The following is an 18935-nucleotide window of genomic DNA, read 5'->3' as shown; positions in this document are numbered from 1 at the left end:
GGGGGCTCGTCCGCTCCCACAGAAGATATGGGCTGTCTGTAGGATCGAGTTCAGGCCCGCAGGGACTGCGGCGGCACAAACGACTCCAACTCATCCTCCACCGCCTCGATGATCCGCTCCACATCGGCGGCATTCATCACCGTGGCGCAGGGGATGCCGGCGATGGCGATCAACGTCTCGCCGCTGGCCCGGTCGAACAGGCGGGCGATCATGCTGCCGGGCGCGTCCATGCTGCCCTCGAAGCCCATCGGATGGAAATGCCAGCGCATCAGCTGGCAGGCGTTGGGGAACGTCACTTTGTTCATGTTGCCCACCTTGTTCATTGAGCGCTTCCTTTAGCTCGCGGCAGGGGGCCATGACCTTCACTGGTCGTGGCGTTGTAGAGCTTAAAAATAGCATTCGTTCGTCACCACAAGGTGACTTTTTCGGCCCCGTTCGGCAGTTGTTTTCCATAAGGTTGATTTGGGTCATGTCCTGCTTGTGATTGGGCAATAGGCCATTAGTCAGAAGTGCCAATTGGCCATTGAAGCACCCGCAGAAATTCGGCAATCTCCAGGGTTTACCCGCCGCAGAGCCTTCCATGCCCGACATCGCTGCAGACGATGATTGCCAGCAATCCCACGCCACACGCGAGCTGGTGCTGCGCCACCACCTTTGCTGGCGCCACCGGGACCTGGAAGGCGTGATGTCCTACTACCACCCGGAAATCCAATACCACGACTTTTTCCAGAACCGTGTCATCGGTTTCGCCGGCTTGCGCGATTACCTGCAAGCCAGCATGCCCCGTGAGGCTGACGAAGCGATCGAGCACAGCGACCGTATCCGCGCCGACGGCGATACCGCGTTCATCCAGTACCGCATCACCTTGCGGGGCGGCCAGGGCCTGGTGTCGTTCCGCACCAGCGAAGCGATTACGGTGCGCGACGGGCTGATCTGGCGGGTCAACGAATATGCGTCGCTGGTGCATGAGCAGCCGGCCCAGGCCGCACGGCCCTCTGTCAGCCGCCTGGGCCTGTCGCCCCAGCAATTGGGGCACATGGCCAATGACCTGCAGCAGTATTTCGAACGCAAACAACCTTACCTGGACCCCGAGCTGGACCTGCAACGGGTGGCCAAGGAGTGCGGATACAGCCGCAATCAGATTTCCTACCTGCTGAACCAGGTGTTGGGACAAAGCTTCTATCGCTACGTCAACCAGGCAAGGCTCCAGCATTTACTGGCCGCGCTGGATCAGGCCCTGCCGCCGATAAAGGTCGATGACCTGGCGTTTGCCGCCGGTTTCAATTCGCTATCGGCATTCTATAGCGCGTTCCGCCAGCATACGGGCCAGACACCCAGGGCCTACTTGAACGCGCTTTGTGAGAGAAAGCTTGACGAGGGTGATCAGAAGGGAGGTGTTCGACCGACCAGCGAAAACTAGCTGTCACTGTCAAGCTTGACAGGTTTTTTTTCTGGAAATTAGTTGTGTAATGCTTGTGCATTCTTCACTTCTACCGGAGAACTATCATGTCCGAACTCAGAAAAATATTAGATGAACTCGAACAAAAACCTGAGGTCCGTCCCCAAGGTCATATGTTCGGAACCGTCACTATCGACGGTCAGGTCAGTCAGTTTACAGCCGATCACGTGTACGCACACGAACAGCTCGATACGCTACGTTTTTTCGGTCGCCAAACAGATGCTAATGATCCCGAGGCGTTTTCGGTTTTGCTAGTGCAACTCCAGCCCAGGACAATAACGTCTGGTACTTACAAGGTAGGAGGCCCCCACGTTGTGGACATCTCTTACTGGGATACGAAGACCGGAGTGGTACTCATCACAGATCAAGGAGAGGTAGCCCTCAACAGGTCCAATACGCTGGAGAGGCTCTTTGGAGTGATAGATATCCAAGGTAGTATCAATGGCGAATTGGCTCTTATCCGCGCCCAGTACGACATCCGCGGGTGGCACGTCAAATAGCCAATGCAGGGTGGGTTGGGTAATACCTATCTCTGAGATTTCCCTGCGTGCACGCGCACAAGACAATTTCCAACACCGCGCCCTAGCATTCCCTCTGTCGAAACAAGGTGGGGGAGTTGGGCATGCCGGCATGGCGCACTATCAGTTTATGGATGGACCAGTTGGACGACCCGCTGCAAGCGCGGCCGGCGCTGGAGCATGACCTGGACGTCAATGTGGCCATTATTGGCGCCGGTTACACCGGGCTGTGGACTGCGTACTACCTGAAACGCCAGGCCCCTGAGCTGAAAATTGCCATCATCGAAGCGCAAACCGCCGGTTTCGGCGCCTCCGGTCGCAATGGCGGCTGGCTGATGGGCAATCTGCTGGGCGAAGATCGCTTGCTCGCCGGCCTGAATCCCGAGCAACGCCGTGCATCGTTTGACCTGTTGCACGCCATTCCCGACGAAGTGGCCCAAGTGCTGGCACGTGAAGGCATCGACTGCGACTACCGAAAGGGCGGCGTGCTGTACTGCGCCGCCCGTTACCCCGAGCAGGAAGGCAGCCTGCGCCGCTACCTGGAAAAACTCTACGCCCAGGGCCTGACCGAGGCCGACTACCGCTGGCTCGGCCCGCAGCAGCTGGCCGAACAGATCCGCATCGCCAAACCCTACGGCGGTATTTACGCCCCCCACGTCGCGACCGTCAACCCTGCCAAGCTGGTGCGCGGCCTGGCGCGGGTGGTCGAGAGCATGGGCGTGACAATCTACGAAAACAGCCCGGTCACCCACTGGCAGTCCGGCAGCCTGCGCACCGCAAAGGCCAACGTGCGTGCCGCCTGGGTGGTGCCGGCGGTGGAAGGCTATGCCACCACCTTGCCGCCGCTGGGCCGCTACCAACTGCCGGTGCAAAGCCTGATTGTCGCCACCGAGCCATTGCCGGCCAGTACCTGGGATGAGATCGGCCTGAGCCATGGCCAGGCTTTTAGCGAAAGCAGTCGTCAGGTCACCTACGGCCAGCGTACAGCGGACAACCGCCTGGTGTTCGGTGCGCGCGGCGGTTATCAGTTTGCCGGGAAGCTGCGCCATGACTTCGATTTGACCGACAGCGAAGTCGAGCTGCGTCGCTACCTGTTTGGTGAGTTGTTCCCACAGCTCAAGAGCGTGAGGATCAGCCATTCCTGGGGCGGCAACCTGGGCATGTCGCGCAATTTCCGGCCGCACATGCTCTGCGATCACAAGACCGGCATCGCGCTGTCCGGCGGTTACGGCGGGGAGGGTGTTGGCGCGACCAACCTGGGCGGCCGCACCCTGGCCGACCTGATCCTGGGGCGCGGCACCCCGTTGACCCATCAACCCTGGGTCATCCGCGAACGCGGCCTCGAGGCACTCAAGCCCTGGGAGCCCGAGCCCTGCCGCTGGCTGGGCTACAACGCGATCATTCGCAGTTTTGTTCATGAAGACCAGGTACTGGCCAACCCCAATACCGCGCCTTGGCGTCGCAAGCTGGCGACCGGCGTGGCCGGGTTCATGGAAGGTTTCATGCACTAAGTCGTTTCATCAATACGGGAAAGCCCATGAGCATCACTCAATTCAAAGACACGCTGAACGCCTCCCTGCCGGACTCGTCGCCCGTCGCCGTGCCCTTGGGCGAACCCATCGCCGTTGCGTCGACACTGAGCGTGGAGCGCGACGACGGCGTCGAGACCGGCATCTGGGAGTGCACCCCCGGGCGCTGGCGTCGACAGATCACATCCCAGGAGTTCTGCCACTTTGTCCAGGGCCGCTGCACCTTCACCCCGGACAACGGTGAAGTCGTTCATATACAAGCCGGTGATGCACTGATGTTGCCGGCCAACAGCACCGGTATCTGGGATATCCAGGAGACCGTGCGCAAGACCTATGTATTGATCCTGTAACGCTTTGATCCTTGATCGCCTGCCATAAAAACAGCCCTAAAACCGCCAGGAAATCGAACCATGAAAGCCATTGCCCTGTTGCCCTTGATGTTGGTGGCCTCTATCAGCCAGGCCGCCGAGACGGTGAAAATCTACAACTGGTCGGACTACATTGCGCCGGACACCACCAAGAACTTCCAGAAAGAAACCGGTATCGGTTTCACCTATGACGTGTACGACAGCAATGAAACCCTCGACGGCAAGTTGATGACCGGTAAATCCGGCTACGACGTGGTGTTCCCGTCCAACCATTTCATGGCCCGGCAGATCCAGGGCGGGGCGCTGAAAAAGCTCGACAAGAGCCAGTTGCCCAACTGGAAAAACCTCAACCCGGTGCTGCTCAAGGCCCTGGAAAACAACGACCCGGGCAATGCCCATGGTTTCCCGTACCTGTGGGGCAGCACCGGCATCGGCTACAACATCGACAAGGTCAAGGCGGTACTGGGCGACAATGCGCCGGTGGATTCCTGGGATTTGATCTTCAAGCCGGAAAACATGGCCAAGCTGCAGAAGTGCGGGGTGGCGATCCTCGACAACGGCCCGGAACTGCTGCCGGCCGCGCTCAACTACCTGGGCTTGCCGCACCACAGCAAGAAACCCGAGGACTACAAGAAGGCTGAAGACCTGCTGATGAAAGTGCGGCCTTACGTGGCGTACTTCCACTCCTCGAAATACACCGCCGACCTGGCCAATGGCGATATCTGCGTGGCCGTCGGCTTCTCCGGCGACATCCTGCAAGCCGAAAGCCGCGCCAAAGAGGCCAAGAACGGCGTGAACATCGGCTACAACATCCCCAAGGAAGGCGCCGCCATCTGGTTCGACATGGTCGCGATGCCCGCTGACGCGCCGGATGAAAAAGCTGGTTATGCGTTCATGAACTACCTGCTGCGCCCGGAAGTAATGGCCGGCATCACCAACTACGTGCATTACGCCAATGGCAACCAGGCCGCCGACAGCCTGGTGGACCCGGCGATCAAGGCGGATACCAAGGTGTATCCAAGCCCGGCAATGATGGGCAAGTTGTTTGCGCTGGAAGCGATGCCGCTGAATATCGACCGGGTGCGCACGCGGGTGTGGAACACCGTCCGTACCGGCCGCTGAAGTTCCGCAGTGAGCGGGCTTGTCCCGCGGTGGGCTGAAAAGAGGCCCTAAATCCACTACCTCGGTAGGTGCGGCAGACCGCCTATGGACCCGGCCATCACGGCAGACGCGGTCCATAGAGCTTCTAGCGATTAAAACTAAATTCTTAGACTGTCATTTCTGACAGGTTTTATGCTTGGACAAATGCCTTAAGCTCCTGATGCCAACTCGTCATCAAATGGAAAAAGGAGTTTTTATGCCAAACGCTTCTAATATAGTCCTGCCGAAAATCCCACCGTTCGGCAGCATGGTGGGTGCGGTAACCACTGCCGGTGTGCCGAGTATTTTCATAGCGACATCGGTCTATCGCGACGAACAAGGTGGAAATATTCGATTTTTTGGCCGAATGGAAGGTTCAGATCCGCTAGCGCCAGCAATCATCCAAATCGAGATTAAGGATCGTGACACGCCAAGCGGCACTTACACATTAGCGGACAAAGTCTTGAGGGTTATTTACGTCCCGCATGGCTCAACTGCGGGCCGCCTTGCAGTCAGTGCCGAGGTGCTGTTTATTCGCTCCGGTCCGATTGACTGGATTCGAGGACGTGTGGAGGCTGAAACCCCGCAGGGTGATGTGATAGACGTTGTGTACTCTATCTTCGGAATGGGTTGACAGGCTTGAAACCGACCGGGCCATTTTCTGAAATCGACTTCAGATAGCCGCTCTGCACCGGGGCAGTGCCATCCGGCATTCAGGGGTTCTCCAGATCATGCCCCAACGACTGGATAAACAACGAAAACAGCTCCGGTTGTGACGAGATATCCAGCTTGGCGTACAAATGCCGACGGTGCACCTTCACCGTGTCCGGCGAGATGTTCAGGCGCTCGGCCATGGCCTTGGACGAGAACCCGCGCAGCACCAGGCGGGCGATTTCCAGTTCGCGGTCCGAGAGCACCCCGCAGCCGAACTGACTCAGCGCATCCCGGATCTGGCTGTCCATCGCCGGGGCGCGCTGGGTGCTTTGCTGCCAATGCTGTTGCATCAGCGGCAACACCCAGGCCGCTACGGTGGTCATCAACCCGGTCTCCTCAAAGCTGAAGCGCCGCTGCATGCCCAACGACAGCGATAACGTGCCGGCGCCCGGCAGTTGCAGGATGAACTGCACCTCGTCTTCCAGCACGTTGTCGTGGAAGTAATTGAGGAAGTACTCACTCTGGCGAAAATGATCCGGCGCCACTTCCTCCAGGCGGTACACCCCGCTGGCATACCCCTCGCGACAGGCCTGGAAGAACGGGTCGAGCAAATACAAGCCATTGAGGTACGCCAGCATCGACGCCGGTTTGCTGCTGGGCTGGGCGTCGTATTCTTCCAGGGCCAGTGGCGGGCCCTCCAAGGGGTAGAAGATCGCCAGGGCGTTATCGAAGGGCAGGCATTGGTGCAGCAACAGCACCAACTGCTTCCAGAAACGCTCGGTGCCGATGTGCGCAACGGTGCGGCCCAGGCCGGCGTGCATCCCCACCTCGCGAAACAGGCTCATGTGACAGGCTCCCGCCGGCAAAAAGATCGGCCAAGGGTTCGGCTTTTGCCGGGTGGCGTCAAGGGGAGTACGCCAATAGGGGAATTGGCTGACCTGCCCTCAGGCTTTAACGTCGGCATCATTCAGCGGGAAACATATCCCGTGACTTATCAGATTTTTCGTTTCTGCCTCATACCAAGAACAACGACAGAGGATAACGATATGAGCACTTCCCCCACGCCCGAAGGCGTGCTGAAACCCACCTTGAGTGTGTTCGATGTGGTCGCCATTACCGTATCAGCGGTGACGCCGGCCAGTTCCGTGTTTGTGATCGCACCGTTTGCCATCCAGCAGGCCGGCAGCGGGGTGTTCCTGGCGTTTGTGATGGCCGGTCTGCTCGCGCTGATGTTTGCCTTTTGCTACGCCGAACTGGGCCGTGCCCACAACAGCGCCGGTGGCGAGTATGTGTACGCCAAGCGTGTGTTCGGCGGCATGGCGGGTTATGCGACGTTCCTGACCGTGCTGGTGATGTTGCTGTTTATTCCACCGGTACTGGCTACGGGCGCGGCAACTTACCTGAATAACGCCCTGGGCACGAAGTTTGATTCGCAGACTGTGGCCCTGGTGATCGTGGTGTGCAGCTACGCCCTGGGCATCCTCAATATCAAGCTCAATGCCTGGATCACTGGCACCTGCCTGTTGCTGGAAGTCGCAGCGCTGCTGGTGATCGTGGTGATCGGCTTTGGCAACCCGGTACAACCGGCCAGCGTGCTGTTCCAGCCGCAGATCGTCGAAAACGGCGTGTTGCACCTGGCGCCCTGGGCCCTGGTGATCGGCGCGGTGGGTATCGGCCTGTTTTCCTACAACGGCTACGGCCCGGCGGTGTTGCTCGCCGAAGACATGAAATGCGGCGGCAAAGGCGTGCACAAGGCGGTGCTGTGGTCCCTTGGCCTGGTGGTGGTCATCGAACTGGTGCCAATCACCGCACTGTTGATCGGCGCGCCGTCCCTGAGCGCGATGATCAGCAGCCCTGACCCCATCGGCTACCTGCTGACCAGCCACGGCAATGAAACCCTGTCACGCCTGGTCAGTGCCGGGATCTTCCTGTCGGTGTTCAATGCGATCGTCGCCATCGTGATCCAGATCGGCCGCGTGGTGTTCAGCAGCGGGCGCGATGCGCTGTGGACGCCGGGCATCAACAAACTGTTCACACGCATTCACCCGCGCTGGGATTCGCCGTGGTTGGCGACGCTGTTCCTGGCGATTCCTTCGGCGCTGCTGAGTTTCAGCTCCAACCTGGCCGACCTGACCTCGTTCAGCGTATTGCTGATCATGCTGGTGTACCTGGTGGTGGCGTTGAGCGCGTTGATGAGCCGCGTGCTGCTGCGTGACCGCGAGCATCCCTACCGCATGCCGCTGTGGCCGCTGCCGGCGTTGGCGGCGGTGCTGGGCGCGGGCTATCTGTTAATGACCTTGATCGTGGCGGCCTCGGTCCGCGACATCATGATCATCCTCGGCCTGCTGGCCCTGTCGGTGATCCTGTATTGCATCAGTGGCCGGTTGAGTCCGGTCTTCCAGAAATTGTAAGGAGTGGTTATGCGCGCACGTCAATTGGGCATCACGTTAGGGCTGGGCACGCCCGGTGAGTGGAACGCCATCACCGATGTGCCGGGGGTGCGGGTCGGGCACAGCACGCTCAAGACCCGCATCGATGGCAAGCAGGTGCGCACCGGCGTCAGTGTGATCCAGCCGCGCGCGGGAGAAGCACGCCTGCAACCCTGCTTTGCCGGGTACCACGTGCTCAATGGCAATGGTGACGCCACCGGTCTCGAGTGGGTCAGCGAAGCGGGGCTGTTGACCACGCCGCTGGCGATCACCAACACCCACAGCATCGGCATCGTGCGCGACAGCCTGATTGCCCTGGAGCGCGAGCGCCTGGCCGATCCGGCAGTGTATTGGTGCATGCCGGTGGTGATGGAAACCTATGACGGCCTGCTCAACGACATCTGGGGTCAGCACGTGGGGCCCGAGCATGTGCGTGAAGCGGTGGACAACGCCGAAACCGGCCCGGTACAGGAGGGCGCGGTCGGCGGAGGCACCGGGATGATCTGCCACGAGTTCAAGGGTGGCATCGGCACATCCTCGCGGTGCCTGCCGGCGGAGCAGGGCGGCTGGACCGTCGGCGTGCTGGTGCAGGCCAACCATGGCAAGCGCCAGGAACTGCGGGTGGATGGCTACCCGGTGGGGCGCAGCCTGATGGACATTGCGTCGCCGTTCGCCGAGCAAGGCACGCCGGGCATGGGTTCGATTGTGGTGATCATCGCCACAGACGCGCCGTTGCTGCCGCACCAATGCCAGCGCCTGGCACAACGTGCATCCATCGGCATCGCCCGCACCGGCGGCGGCACCGAGGACTCCAGCGGCGATCTGTTCCTGGCGTTTGCCACGGGTAACCAGGACTTGCCGCCAGCCGATTACGGGCGCAGGGGCCTGCCGTTCAGCAGTGCATTGCAGATGGTCAACAATGACCATATTTCGCCGCTGTTCAGCGCGGCGGCGGAGGCCGTGGAGGAGGCAATCATCAATGCGATGCTGGCCGGGGAGAACATGCTCACCGATCAAGGCGTGCGCGTGCCGGGCCTGGACGCCGACACGCTGTTGGCGGCATTGCACAACACCGGCTGGAGTGTGTCCCGGAAATAGGGGGCACACTTAATGGTGACTGTAAGTAGTGGCTGTTTAATGTTGCCAATGGCACCGTGGCAATATATTGGATCCATTAATAGCGAATGCCGCTCAACTTGAGCGGCATTAGTGCTATTTAATATTTAAATACCGGCGCGGTGTTTTTGTCGGACAACATCGGTACTGCCCAATAAACATGGAGCGGAACTTATCCGGGGTGTTTGCCTGCCGATTTTTAGTGCAGGAAAAGATGTAGACGAAAGATTTGAAGTTGTGTCAGTTTTCTTACGCCTTCAAAAGAGGCGAGTGATAGGACGATCTCGCCCGCGGGGTTCCTATCGATCAAAGACTGATGCACTTGCAAACAAGGAAGTACGTTTATGTCAAAAGTAAAAGACAAGGCTATCGTGTCGGCGGCGCAAGCCAGCACCGCTTACTCGCAAATCGATAGCTTCAGCCATTTGTACGACCGTGGCGGCAACCTCACGATCAATGGCAAACCCTCCTATTCCGTTGACCAGGCGGCCACCCAGCTGCTGCGCGACGGCGCCGCGTACCGGGACTTTGACGGCAACGGCAAGATCGACCTGACCTACACCTTCCTGACCTCGGCCTCCTCGAGCACCATGAACAAACATGGCATCGCGGGCTTCAGCCAGTTCAATGCCCAGCAGAAAGCACAGGCCGTACTGGCCATGCAATCCTGGGCGGACGTGGCCAACGTCACCTTCACCGAGAAAGCCACCGGCGGTGACGGCCACATGACCTTCGGCAACTACAGCAGCGGCCAGGACGGCGCGGCAGCCTTCGCCTACCTGCCCGGCACCGGCGCAGGCTACGACGGCACCTCGTGGTACCTGACCAACAACAGCTACACCCCGAACAAGACCCCGGACCTGAACAACTACGGCCGGCAGACCCTCACTCACGAAATCGGCCATACCCTGGGCCTGGCCCACCCTGGCGACTACAACGCCGGGAACGGCAACCCGACCTACAACGACGCGACCTATGGACAGGACACGCGCGGCTACAGCCTGATGAGCTACTGGAGCGAGAGCAACACCAACCAGAACTTCAGCAAGGGTGGGGTCGAGGCTTACGCGTCCGCTCCGCTGATCGACGACATCGCGGCGATCCAGAAGCTCTACGGCGCCAACTACAACACCCGTGCCGGCGACACCACGTACGGCTTCAACTCCAACACCGGGCGTGACTTCTACAGCGCCACCTCCAATGCCGACAAGCTGGTGTTCTCGGTGTGGGATGGCGGTGGCAACGACACCCTGGACTTCTCCGGCTTCACCCAGAACCAGAAGATCAACCTCAATGAAGCGTCGTTCTCCGACGTGGGCGGCCTGGTGGGCAACGTGTCCATCGCCAAGGGCGTGACCGTCGAGAATGCTTTCGGCGGTGCCGGCAACGATTTGATCATCGGCAATAACGCGGCCAACGTGATCAAGGGCGGTGCCGGCAACGACCTCATCTACGGTGGCGGCGGGGCGGACCAATTGTGGGGCGGTGCGGGCAACGACACCTTTGTGTTCGGTGCCAGCTCCGATTCCAGGCCGGGCGCGGCGGACAAGATCTTTGACTTTACCTCCGGTTCCGACAAGATCGACCTGTCCGGCATCACCAAGGGCGCAGGCCTGACCTTCGTCAATGCCTTTACCGGGCATGCAGGCGATGCAGTCCTCACCTACGCCGCAGGTACCAACCTGGGCACCCTGGCTGTGGACTTCTCCGGGCACGGCGTGGCGGACTTCCTCGTCACCACCGTCGGCCAGGCTGCGGTCAGCGACATCGTAGCGTGATGCACGGGCGCGGCGCTTCGGCGCCGCGCCTTACGGATGGAGCATGAAGATGCGGCGTATGTTTAATGTGATCGCCTGCGTGTTGCAGGTGATGTTCGTGTCGGCAGGAGCCCACGCAATGGCGAGCAGTCTCGTATTACCTACCTCCGCCCAGTTGGCCGGGCATTGGCAGTTGCACCAGCAGGACCAGGTCTGCGCGCTGGACCTGCTGGAACAGGCCAATGCCTTGGGCGGCGATGTGGCGTGTGTCGCAAACTGGTTGGGCGACAAGCCCCTGACCTGGACGCCAACACCCGACGGTATCTGGCTGATGAACGCCGAAGGCAGTGGTATTACTCACCTCAACCGACAGAAGGAAGGTGAATATAAAGGCCGCACGCCGACGGGCCTTGAAGTTGTACTGCAACGCGCACCTTAGTTGCCGTTATAAGTAAATAACTTGATTTCATTAGTTGACCGCTTCGTTCGCCGGGGCTGGGGCAACTATTGCGCGTAATTTGGTTCAAGGAAGATCAGACACCATGGCAAAGTCCCATGCCGCCGCGCCGTTGTTCAAGGCGCTGGGTGAGTACAAGAGTATTTTGATCAGCATTGGCTGTTTCACGGCGTTGATCAACCTGCTGATGCTGGTGCCGTCGATTTATATGCTGCAAGTGTATGACCGCGTGCTGTCCTCCCAGAATGAAACCACCCTGGTGATGCTGACGCTGATGGTCGTGGGCTTCTTTGCGTTTATTGGCCTGCTGGAGGTGATCCGCAGTTTTATCGTGATCCGCATCGGCAGCCAACTGGAGCGGCGTTTCAACTTGCGCGTGTACAAGGCTGCATTCGAACGCAACCTGCAACGCGGCCAGGGGCATGCCGGGCAGTCCCTGGGGGATTTGACCCATATTCGCCTATTCATCACCGGGCCGGCGCTGTTCGCGTTTTTTGATGCGCCGTGGTTTCCCATCTACCTGTTTGTGATTTTCCTGTTCAACGTGTGGCTTGGCGTGTTGGCCACGGCCGGCGCCGTGCTGCTGATCGGCCTGGCGTGCCTGAATGAATACCTGACCAAAAAGCCCTTGGGCGAAGCCAGTGGTTACTCCCAGCAATCCACGCAACTGGCCACCAGCCACCTGCACAATGCCGAGACCATCCAGGCCATGGGCATGCTCGGCGCACTGCGCAGCCGTTGGTTCGCGTTGCATTCGCAGTTTCTTGGCTTGCAGAACAAGGCCAGTGATACCGGCTCGGTGATCACCTCCCTGAGCAAATCCCTGCGCCTGTGCCTGCAATCGCTGGTGCTCGGCCTGGGGGCGTTGCTGGTGATCAAGGGCGATATGACCGCCGGGATGATGATCGCCGGCTCCATCCTGATGGGCCGGGTGCTCAGCCCCATCGACCAGTTGATTGCGGTGTGGAAGCAATGGAGCTCGGCCAAGCTGGCCTATCAGCGCCTGGATGACTTGCTGCGCGAGTTCCCCCCGGAGGTCGAGCAGATGAAGCTGCCGGCGCCCAAGGGCCAGGTCAGCTTCGAACAGGTCAGCGCCGGCCCGCCCGGGCGGCGTATGGCGACCTTGCACCAGGTCAGCTTCAATCTGGGCGCTGGCGAAGTGCTCGGTGTGCTCGGGGCGTCGGGCTCCGGCAAATCCACCCTGGCCCGTGTGCTGGTGGGCGTATGGCCGACACTGGCTGGCACCGTGCGCCTGGATGGCGCCGACATCCTTCGCTGGGACCGCGACGACCTGGGCCCGCACATCGGCTACCTGCCCCAGGACATCGAGTTGTTCAGCGGCAGCATCGCCGACAACATCGCACGCTTTCGCGAGGCCGACCCCGAGCAGGTGGTGCGGGCCGCACAGCAGGCCGGTGTACATGAACTGATCCTGCGTTTGCCCCAGGGCTACGACACCGTGCTGGGCGACAACGGCGGCGGCCTGTCCGGCGGCCAGAAGCAACGGGTGGCCCTGGCCCGCGCCCTGTACGGCGGGCCGCGCCTGATCGTGCTGGATGAGCCCAACTCCAACCTCGACACCGTGGGCGAAGCCGCCCTGGCCAGCGCCATCGTGCAGATGAAAGCCCAGGGCAGCAGCGTGGTGCTGGTGACCCATCGTTCGTCGGCGCTGGCCCAGGCCGACAAGTTGCTGGTGCTCAGCGACGGTCATTTGCAAGCGTTCGGGCCGAGCCAGGAAGTGTTGCGCGCATTGTCCGGCCAGCAGGAAACGCCCAAGGAGAAACCGGGCGTGAGTTTCAGTCGTCAGTACCAGGCCGCAAGGAATCCAGGCGCATGAGTAGCATCACAGTTGAACCACGCTTCAAAGAGCACGACGCCAGGTTTTTCACGCGCATGGGATGGTTGCTGACCGTGGTCGGCGCCGGCGGGTTTTTCCTGTGGGCCAGCCTGGCACCACTGGACCAGGGCATCCCGGTACAGGGCACGGTGGTGGTGTCGGGCAAGCGCAAGGCCGTGCAAACCCTCAGCCCGGGCGTCGTCAGCCGGATCCTGGTGAAGGAGGGCGAGCTTGTAAAACAAGGCCAGCCGCTGTTCCGCCTTGACCAGACCCAGCACCTGGCCGACGTGCAATCCCTGCAAGCCCAGTACCGCATGGCCTGGGCCAGCGTGGCGCGCTGGCAGAGCGAGCGCGACAACCTCGCCAGCATCCGCTTTCCCGTCGAACTCAGTGCCGATCCCGACCCCGCCCTGGCGTTGGTGCTGGAAGGCCAGCGCCAGTTGTTCAGCAGTCGCCGCGAAGCTTTCGCCCGCGAGCAGGCCGGCATCCGCGCCAATATCGAGGGCGCCACCGCACAGCTGGGCGGTATGCGCCGTGCGCGCACTGACCTGACCGCCCAGGCCCAGTCCCTGCGCGATCAACTGAGCAACCTGCAACCCCTGGCCGACAACGGCTACATCCCGCGCAACCGCTTGATGGAGTACCAGCGGCAGTTGTCCCAGGTGCAACAGGACCTGGCGCAAAACACCGGCGAAAGTGGCCGTGTGGAGCAGGGCATTCTCGAGTCGCGCCTCAAGCTGCAACAACACAGTGAGGAATATCAAAAAGAGGTACGCAGCCAGTTGGCCGATGCGCAATTGCGCAGCCTGACCCTGGAGCAGCAACTCACCTCGGCCGGTTTCGACCTGCAGCACAGCGAAATCAACGCCCCGGCGGACGGCATTGCGGTCAATCTCAGCGTGCACACCGAGGGCGCCGTGGTTCGCGCCGGCGAAACCCTGCTCGAGATCGTGCCCCAGGGCACGCGCCTGGAAGTGGAAGGGCACCTGCCGGTACACCTGGTGGACAAGGTTGGCACGCACCTGCCGGTGGACATCCTGTTCACCGCCTTCAACCAGAGCCGCACGCCCCGGGTGCCGGGGGAGGTCAGCCTGATTTCCGCGGACCAGATGCTCGATGAAAAGACCGGTGCGCCTTACTACGTGCTGCGCACCACGGTCAGCGAAGCGGCCTTGGAAAAACTCCATGGGCTGGTGATCAAGCCGGGTATGCCCGCCGAGATGTTCGTGCGCACCGGCGAGCGCTCGTTGCTCAATTACCTGTTCAAGCCGCTGCTCGACCGCGCCGGCTCGGCGCTGACCGAGGAATGAACATGAAACCGGTGTTTATTGCCTTGCTGTTGACCTGCGCGAGTGCCCAGGCGGCCATGGGACCGTTCGATGTGTACGAGCAGGCCCTGCGTAACGATCCGGTGTTTCTCGGCGCGATCAAGGAGCGCGACGCCGGCCTGGAAAACCGCACCATCGGCCGCGCCGGGCTACTGCCCAGGCTGTCGTACAACTACAACAAGGGCCGTAACAACTCCCAGGCCACCTTGCCGGACGGGCGCGGTGGCAATTATCACGACGACCGTAACTACAACAGCTACGGCTCCACCTTCAGCCTGCAACAGCCGCTGTTCGACTACGAGGCCTACGCCAACTACCGCAAGGGCGTGGCCCAGGCGCTGTTTGCCGATGAAAGCTTTCGTGACAAGAGCCAGGCGTTGCTGGTGCGGGTGCTGACCTACTACACCCAGGCCTTGTTCGCCCAGGACCAGATCGACATCGCTCGCGCCAAGAAGAAGGCCTTCGAGCAACAGTTCCAGCAGAACCGGCACTTGTTCCAACAGGGCGAGGGCACTCGCACGGACATTCTGGAAGCCGAATCGCGCTACGAGCTGGCCACCGCCGAAGAGATCCAGGCGCTGGATGAACAGGACGCATCCTTGCGCGAGCTGGGCGCCTTGATCGGTGTACAGAGCGTCGACATCCACGACCTGGCGCCACTGAACCAGGGTTTTGCCGCGTTCACCCTGACCCCGGCCAACTACGACACCTGGCATGAGCTGGCTCTCAGCAACAACCCCACGCTGGCCTCCCAGCGCCAGGCCCTGGAAGTGGCGCGTTATGAAGTGGAGCGCAACCGTGCCGGGCATCTGCCCAAGGTCACGGCGTATGCCAGTTCGCGCCAGCAGGAATCCGACAGCGGTAACACTTACAACCAGCGCTACGACACCAACACCATTGGCGTCGAGGTCAGCCTGCCGCTGTATGCCGGTGGCGGCATCTCGGCCTCCACCCGCCAGGCCAGCCGCGCCATGGAGCAGGCCGAGTACGAGCTTGAGGGCAAGACCCGGGAAACCCTGATCGAACTGCGCCGGCAGTTCAGCGCCTGCCTGTCGGGGGTGAGCAAATTGCGCGCGTATCAGAAAGCCCTGGCGTCGGCCGAAGCACTGGTGGTGTCGACCAGGCAAAGCATCCTCGGCGGCGAGCGGGTCAACCTCGACGCTTTGAATGCCGAACAGCAGCTCTACAGCACCCGGCGCGATCTGGCCCAGGCGCGGTATGACTACCTGATGGCCTGGACCAAGTTGCACTACTACGCGGGCAACCTGCGCGATACCGATCTGGCCAAAGTGGATGAAGCGTTCGGCCCGATGAAATAAGCCGCCATAACAACAAAAAGGAGGGTTTCAATGCTCTGCGACTCACACCGTTTCAAACCGCTTGCCGCCGGTTCCTTGCTGCTGGTGTCCGTTGCGGCGCAGGCGGCCTATACCGAGGCCGGTCAACCGGGGAACGCTGCCAGTTGGCGTTCCGCCGAATTCCAGAGCGACTGGGGGCTGGGCCGCATGAAGGCGGATGAAGCTTACGCCGCTGGTATCACGGGTAACGGGGTGAAGATCGGTGCGCTGGACTCAGGTTTCGATCCCGACCACCCGGAAGCCGCCAAGGATCGCTATCACGCCGTCACCGCCAATGGCAGTTACGTCGATGGCAGCCCCTTCAGCACCAGCGGCGCGCTCAACCCCAACAATGACTCCCACGGCACTCATGTCACCGGCACCATGGGCGCGGCCCGTGATGGCGTCGGCATGCACGGCGTGGCCTATAACGCGCACATCTTCGTGGGCAACACCAACGCCAACGATAGCTTTCTGTTTGGTCCGACCCCGGACCCCAAGTACTTCAAGGCGGTGTACAGCGCCCTGGTGGATTCCGGCGTGCGCGCCATCAACAACAGTTGGGGCAGCCAACCCAAGGATGTCAGCTACCAGACCCTGGGTAATCTGCACGCCGCCTACGCCCAGCATTACAACCAGGGCACCTGGCTGGATGCGGCGGCGGATGTGGCCAAGGCCGGTGTCATCAACGTGTTCAGTGCCGGCAACAGTGGTTACGCGAATGCCAGCGTGCGCTCGGCGTTGCCGTATTTCCAGCCGGAACTGGAGGGGCACTGGCTGGCGGTATCGGGGCTGGATAAAGCCAATAGCCAGAAATACAACAAATGCGGCATCGCCCAGTACTGGTGCATTTCTACGCCTGGCGCGCTGATCAACAGTACCGTTCCCGGCGGTGGCTACGGCGTGAAGTCCGGCACCTCGATGTCGGCACCGCATGCCACGGGTGCGTTGGCATTGGTGATGGAGCGTTATCCCTACATGACCAACGAACAGGCATTGCAAGTGCTGCTGACCACCGCCACGCAGCTCGATGGTTCGATTACCCAGGCGCCCAACACCACGGTGGGTTGGGGCGTACCGGACCTGGGACGGGCGATGCACGGTCCGGGGCAGTTACTCGGGCCGATGAACGTCAGCCTGGCGGCCGGGCAGAGCGATGTCTGGAGCAATGGCATTTCCGACCAGGCCCTGCTCCAGCGCCAGGCGCAAGACGCCGCCGAGCACAGCGCCTGGCAGCAGACCCTGATCGACAAGGGCTGGCAAAACGGTGTGGGCGCCGCTGCCAGCCAGCAGGACCAGACCGATTACGCGGTCGGCACAGCACGCGACCAGGCGGCCGCGACACGGATTTATGCAGGCAGCCTTATCAAGTCCGGCGCAGGCACGCTGGTACTCGACGGCGACAGCACCTATCGCGGTGCGACCACCGTCAACGGCGGGCTGCTGGCGGTCAACGGTTCACTGACGTCTGCGGTGACCGTCAATGACCGCGGCACATTGGGCGGTTCCGGACGGATCGGCGCGCTGTCGGTCAACACGGGTGGACGGGTGGCGCCGGGCAATTCGGTGGGCACCTTGCAGGTGGCGGGTGACGTGAATCTGGGCGCGGGTTCCACCTATGCGGTGGAGCTCACGCCCACCAGTAGCGACCGTATCGTCGCCGGGGGCAAGGCGATCCTGGGCGGCGGCAACGTCAGCCTGGCGTTGGAAAACAGCCCGACCTTGCTCAGCGGCGCACAGGCGCAAAGCCTGATCGGCCGCCAGTACAGCATCCTGCAGGCGGCGGGTGGCATCCAGGGCCGATTTGGCCAGGTGTTGCCCGGCTACCTGTTCCTCGGTGGCACCCTGGGTTACGCCGCCAATGGCGTGCAATTGGACGTGGTCCGCAGCGCCGCCACGTTTGCCAGCGTCGCGGCGACCCGCAACCAACGCAATGTGGCGATCGCCGCCGAGCAACTGGGCGCGGGCAACCCGGTGTATGAAAGCATTCTGCAGTCCGATTCCGTCGAGGTGGCGCAACAAGGCTTGCAGCAACTGTCCGGTGAAATCTACCCGGCCATCGGCGCCATGCTGATCAACGACAGCCTGCAAGTGCGCGACGCCGTGGGCGAGCGCTTGCGCCACGTGCCGGTCACTGCTGAAAGCAACCTGTGGCTCAAGGCACTCGGTGCCTGGGGCAAGCGCGACAGCCGCAGCGAAACGGCGGGTTCCACCACGTCCCTCGGTGGCCTGCTGGGCGGGGTCGATGGTGCGCTGGACGAGCAGACGCGCGTGGGCCTGGTCGCCGGTTACAGCGACAGCTCCTTGAATATGGGCAGCGGCACGCATGCCTCGGCGTCCATCGACAGCTATCACCTCGGCGCGTATGTCGGGCGCGAGCTGGGTGATTGGCGCATCAGTGCCGGTGGCGCCTACAGCTGGCATCGCGGTGACGTGAAGCGCGACCTGCACTACGGCGCCGTCAGCGGCAAGCAGAAAACCAAACTGGAGGCGCGCACGGCGCAACTGTTCTCCGAAGCCGCCTACCGGATCAACCTGCAACCCTTGGCGCTGGAGCCGTTCGCCAACCTGGCCTATGTGCACCTGGACAGTGACCGCTTCCACGAAAAAGGCGACGCCGCCGCGCTTGAGCGTGGCAGTGATCGCCGGGACGCCGTGCTCGGCACCCTTGGCGTGCGTGCGTTGAAAACCATTGCCCTGAACGATCACCAGCCACTGCAGCTTTCCGCTTCGCTGGGCTGGCAACACAGCCTCACCGCCGTCGAATCCGCAGAGCACCTGGCGTTTGTCGCCGGTGGACCGTCATTTGCCGTGGGCAGTTCGCCGTTGCTGCGGGACGCCGCGCTGGTCGGCGTGCAGGCCAGCCTGGCGTTGAGCCCGGCCATGCGGGTCAACCTTGATTACAACGGCCAATTGGGTGGACGGGAGAAAACCCAGGGGGTGGGGCTGAGCCTCAACTGGCAGTTCTGAAGCGACTTACACACGTTCAATAAGAAAACTAAGGAA

General features: G+C 61.5%; 16 protein-coding genes. 14 read left to right on the top strand and 2 right to left on the bottom strand.

Annotation, left to right across the window (positions count from 1 at the left end; all coding sequences use genetic code 11):
- Positions 1 to 50: 50 nt before the first annotated feature.
- Positions 51 to 323: a DUF1652 domain-containing protein gene (locus AC3WP7_RS12770; protein ID WP_058425948.1), complete on the bottom strand. Its 273-nt coding sequence runs from the start codon at positions 321 to 323 to the stop codon at positions 51 to 53.
- Positions 324 to 580: 257 nt separating this feature from the next.
- On the opposite strand from AC3WP7_RS12770, the gene AC3WP7_RS12765 reads away from it, so the two are divergent.
- The 6 genes from AC3WP7_RS12765 (at position 581) to AC3WP7_RS12740 (ending at position 5648) form a co-directional block, all read left to right on the top strand.
- A complete protein-coding gene (locus AC3WP7_RS12765; RefSeq protein ID WP_256572940.1) occupies positions 581 to 1420 on the top strand; it encodes a helix-turn-helix transcriptional regulator in 840 nt (279 codons plus the stop codon).
- A gap of 86 nt (positions 1421 to 1506) precedes the next feature.
- Positions 1507 to 1959: a hypothetical protein gene (locus tag AC3WP7_RS12760; protein WP_071488368.1), complete on the top strand. Its 453-nt coding sequence runs from the start codon at positions 1507 to 1509 to the stop codon at positions 1957 to 1959.
- Between the two features lie 122 nt (positions 1960 to 2081).
- The gene (locus AC3WP7_RS12755) at positions 2082 to 3488 is read left to right on the top strand and encodes an NAD(P)/FAD-dependent oxidoreductase (RefSeq protein ID WP_102592341.1); all 1407 of its coding nucleotides are present in this window, start codon (positions 2082 to 2084) and stop codon (positions 3486 to 3488) included.
- A 26-nt stretch (positions 3489 to 3514) separates the two neighbouring features.
- A complete protein-coding gene (locus tag AC3WP7_RS12750) occupies positions 3515 to 3856 on the top strand; it encodes a cupin domain-containing protein (RefSeq protein ID WP_092243414.1) in 342 nt (113 codons plus the stop codon).
- A 60-nt stretch (positions 3857 to 3916) separates the two neighbouring features.
- Positions 3917 to 4996: a polyamine ABC transporter substrate-binding protein gene (locus AC3WP7_RS12745; RefSeq protein WP_092243420.1), complete on the top strand. Its 1080-nt coding sequence runs from the start codon at positions 3917 to 3919 to the stop codon at positions 4994 to 4996.
- Positions 4997 to 5231: 235 nt separating this feature from the next.
- On the top strand, positions 5232 to 5648 hold the full coding sequence (locus tag AC3WP7_RS12740) for a hypothetical protein (RefSeq protein WP_102592340.1): 417 nt from the start codon (positions 5232 to 5234) through the stop codon (positions 5646 to 5648).
- Positions 5649 to 5727: 79 nt separating this feature from the next.
- Here AC3WP7_RS12740 and AC3WP7_RS12735 read toward each other — a convergent pair whose 3' ends face one another.
- The gene (locus AC3WP7_RS12735) at positions 5728 to 6513 is read right to left on the bottom strand and encodes a helix-turn-helix transcriptional regulator (protein ID WP_092243423.1); all 786 of its coding nucleotides are present in this window, start codon (positions 6511 to 6513) and stop codon (positions 5728 to 5730) included.
- Positions 6514 to 6714: 201 nt separating this feature from the next.
- On the opposite strand from AC3WP7_RS12735, the gene AC3WP7_RS12730 reads away from it, so the two are divergent.
- From AC3WP7_RS12730 to eprS, 8 genes are all read left to right on the top strand, one after another.
- Positions 6715 to 8079 (top strand): APC family permease, encoded by a 1365-nt coding sequence (locus tag AC3WP7_RS12730; protein ID WP_102592339.1) that lies wholly within the window; start codon positions 6715 to 6717, stop codon positions 8077 to 8079.
- Between the two features lie 9 nt (positions 8080 to 8088).
- Positions 8089 to 9195 (top strand): DmpA family aminopeptidase, encoded by a 1107-nt coding sequence (locus tag AC3WP7_RS12725; protein WP_102592338.1) that lies wholly within the window; start codon positions 8089 to 8091, stop codon positions 9193 to 9195.
- 362 nt (positions 9196 to 9557) lie between these two features.
- On the top strand, positions 9558 to 10991 hold the full coding sequence (locus AC3WP7_RS12720) for a serralysin family metalloprotease (RefSeq protein WP_071488361.1): 1434 nt from the start codon (positions 9558 to 9560) through the stop codon (positions 10989 to 10991).
- Positions 10992 to 11034: 43 nt separating this feature from the next.
- Positions 11035 to 11409, top strand: coding sequence for a protease inhibitor Inh/omp19 family protein (locus AC3WP7_RS12715; protein ID WP_092243428.1), 375 nt, complete (start codon positions 11035 to 11037; stop codon positions 11407 to 11409).
- Between the two features lie 103 nt (positions 11410 to 11512).
- Positions 11513 to 13264, top strand: coding sequence for a type I secretion system permease/ATPase (locus AC3WP7_RS12710; protein ID WP_102592018.1), 1752 nt, complete (start codon positions 11513 to 11515; stop codon positions 13262 to 13264).
- Positions 13261 to 14574, top strand: coding sequence for an HlyD family type I secretion periplasmic adaptor subunit (locus AC3WP7_RS12705; protein WP_092243441.1), 1314 nt, complete (start codon positions 13261 to 13263; stop codon positions 14572 to 14574). Before AC3WP7_RS12710 ends, AC3WP7_RS12705 begins: the two co-directional genes overlap by 4 nt.
- Positions 14575 to 14576: 2 nt before the next feature.
- Positions 14577 to 15911: a TolC family outer membrane protein gene (locus tag AC3WP7_RS12700; RefSeq protein WP_092243444.1), complete on the top strand. Its 1335-nt coding sequence runs from the start codon at positions 14577 to 14579 to the stop codon at positions 15909 to 15911.
- Between the two features lie 30 nt (positions 15912 to 15941).
- Entirely contained in the window at positions 15942 to 18899 is a 2958-nt protein-coding gene (gene eprS / locus AC3WP7_RS12695; protein WP_102592017.1) for an autotransporter serine peptidase EprS, read from the top strand.
- The last annotated feature ends 36 nt before the right edge of the window (positions 18900 to 18935 follow it).

This window comes from Pseudomonas sp. FW305-3-2-15-C-LB1 (assembly GCF_058787615.1).
The sequence above is the reverse complement of the archived record's forward strand: the minus strand, read 5'-3'. Positions and strand labels throughout refer to the sequence as shown.

What these genes read in the sequence shown, in the direction of transcription:
- AC3WP7_RS12770 (WP_058425948.1), bottom strand. Translation starts at nt 323, where the DNA reads ATGAACAAGGTGGGCAACATGAACAAAGTGACGTTCCCCAACGCCTGC.
- AC3WP7_RS12765 (WP_256572940.1), top strand. Translation starts at nt 581, where the DNA reads ATGCCCGACATCGCTGCAGACGATGATTGCCAGCAATCCCACGCCACA.
- AC3WP7_RS12760 (WP_071488368.1), top strand. Translation starts at nt 1,507, where the DNA reads ATGTCCGAACTCAGAAAAATATTAGATGAACTCGAACAAAAACCTGAG.
- AC3WP7_RS12755 (WP_102592341.1), top strand. Translation starts at nt 2,082, where the DNA reads ATGCCGGCATGGCGCACTATCAGTTTATGGATGGACCAGTTGGACGAC.
- AC3WP7_RS12750 (WP_092243414.1), top strand. Translation starts at nt 3,515, where the DNA reads ATGAGCATCACTCAATTCAAAGACACGCTGAACGCCTCCCTGCCGGAC.
- AC3WP7_RS12745 (WP_092243420.1), top strand. Translation starts at nt 3,917, where the DNA reads ATGAAAGCCATTGCCCTGTTGCCCTTGATGTTGGTGGCCTCTATCAGC.
- AC3WP7_RS12740 (WP_102592340.1), top strand. Translation starts at nt 5,232, where the DNA reads ATGCCAAACGCTTCTAATATAGTCCTGCCGAAAATCCCACCGTTCGGC.
- AC3WP7_RS12735 (WP_092243423.1), bottom strand. Translation starts at nt 6,513, where the DNA reads ATGAGCCTGTTTCGCGAGGTGGGGATGCACGCCGGCCTGGGCCGCACC.
- AC3WP7_RS12730 (WP_102592339.1), top strand. Translation starts at nt 6,715, where the DNA reads ATGAGCACTTCCCCCACGCCCGAAGGCGTGCTGAAACCCACCTTGAGT.
- AC3WP7_RS12725 (WP_102592338.1), top strand. Translation starts at nt 8,089, where the DNA reads ATGCGCGCACGTCAATTGGGCATCACGTTAGGGCTGGGCACGCCCGGT.
- AC3WP7_RS12720 (WP_071488361.1), top strand. Translation starts at nt 9,558, where the DNA reads ATGTCAAAAGTAAAAGACAAGGCTATCGTGTCGGCGGCGCAAGCCAGC.
- AC3WP7_RS12715 (WP_092243428.1), top strand. Translation starts at nt 11,035, where the DNA reads ATGAAGATGCGGCGTATGTTTAATGTGATCGCCTGCGTGTTGCAGGTG.
- AC3WP7_RS12710 (WP_102592018.1), top strand. Translation starts at nt 11,513, where the DNA reads ATGGCAAAGTCCCATGCCGCCGCGCCGTTGTTCAAGGCGCTGGGTGAG.
- AC3WP7_RS12705 (WP_092243441.1), top strand. Translation starts at nt 13,261, where the DNA reads ATGAGTAGCATCACAGTTGAACCACGCTTCAAAGAGCACGACGCCAGG.
- AC3WP7_RS12700 (WP_092243444.1), top strand. Translation starts at nt 14,577, where the DNA reads ATGAAACCGGTGTTTATTGCCTTGCTGTTGACCTGCGCGAGTGCCCAG.
- eprS (WP_102592017.1), top strand. Translation starts at nt 15,942, where the DNA reads ATGCTCTGCGACTCACACCGTTTCAAACCGCTTGCCGCCGGTTCCTTG.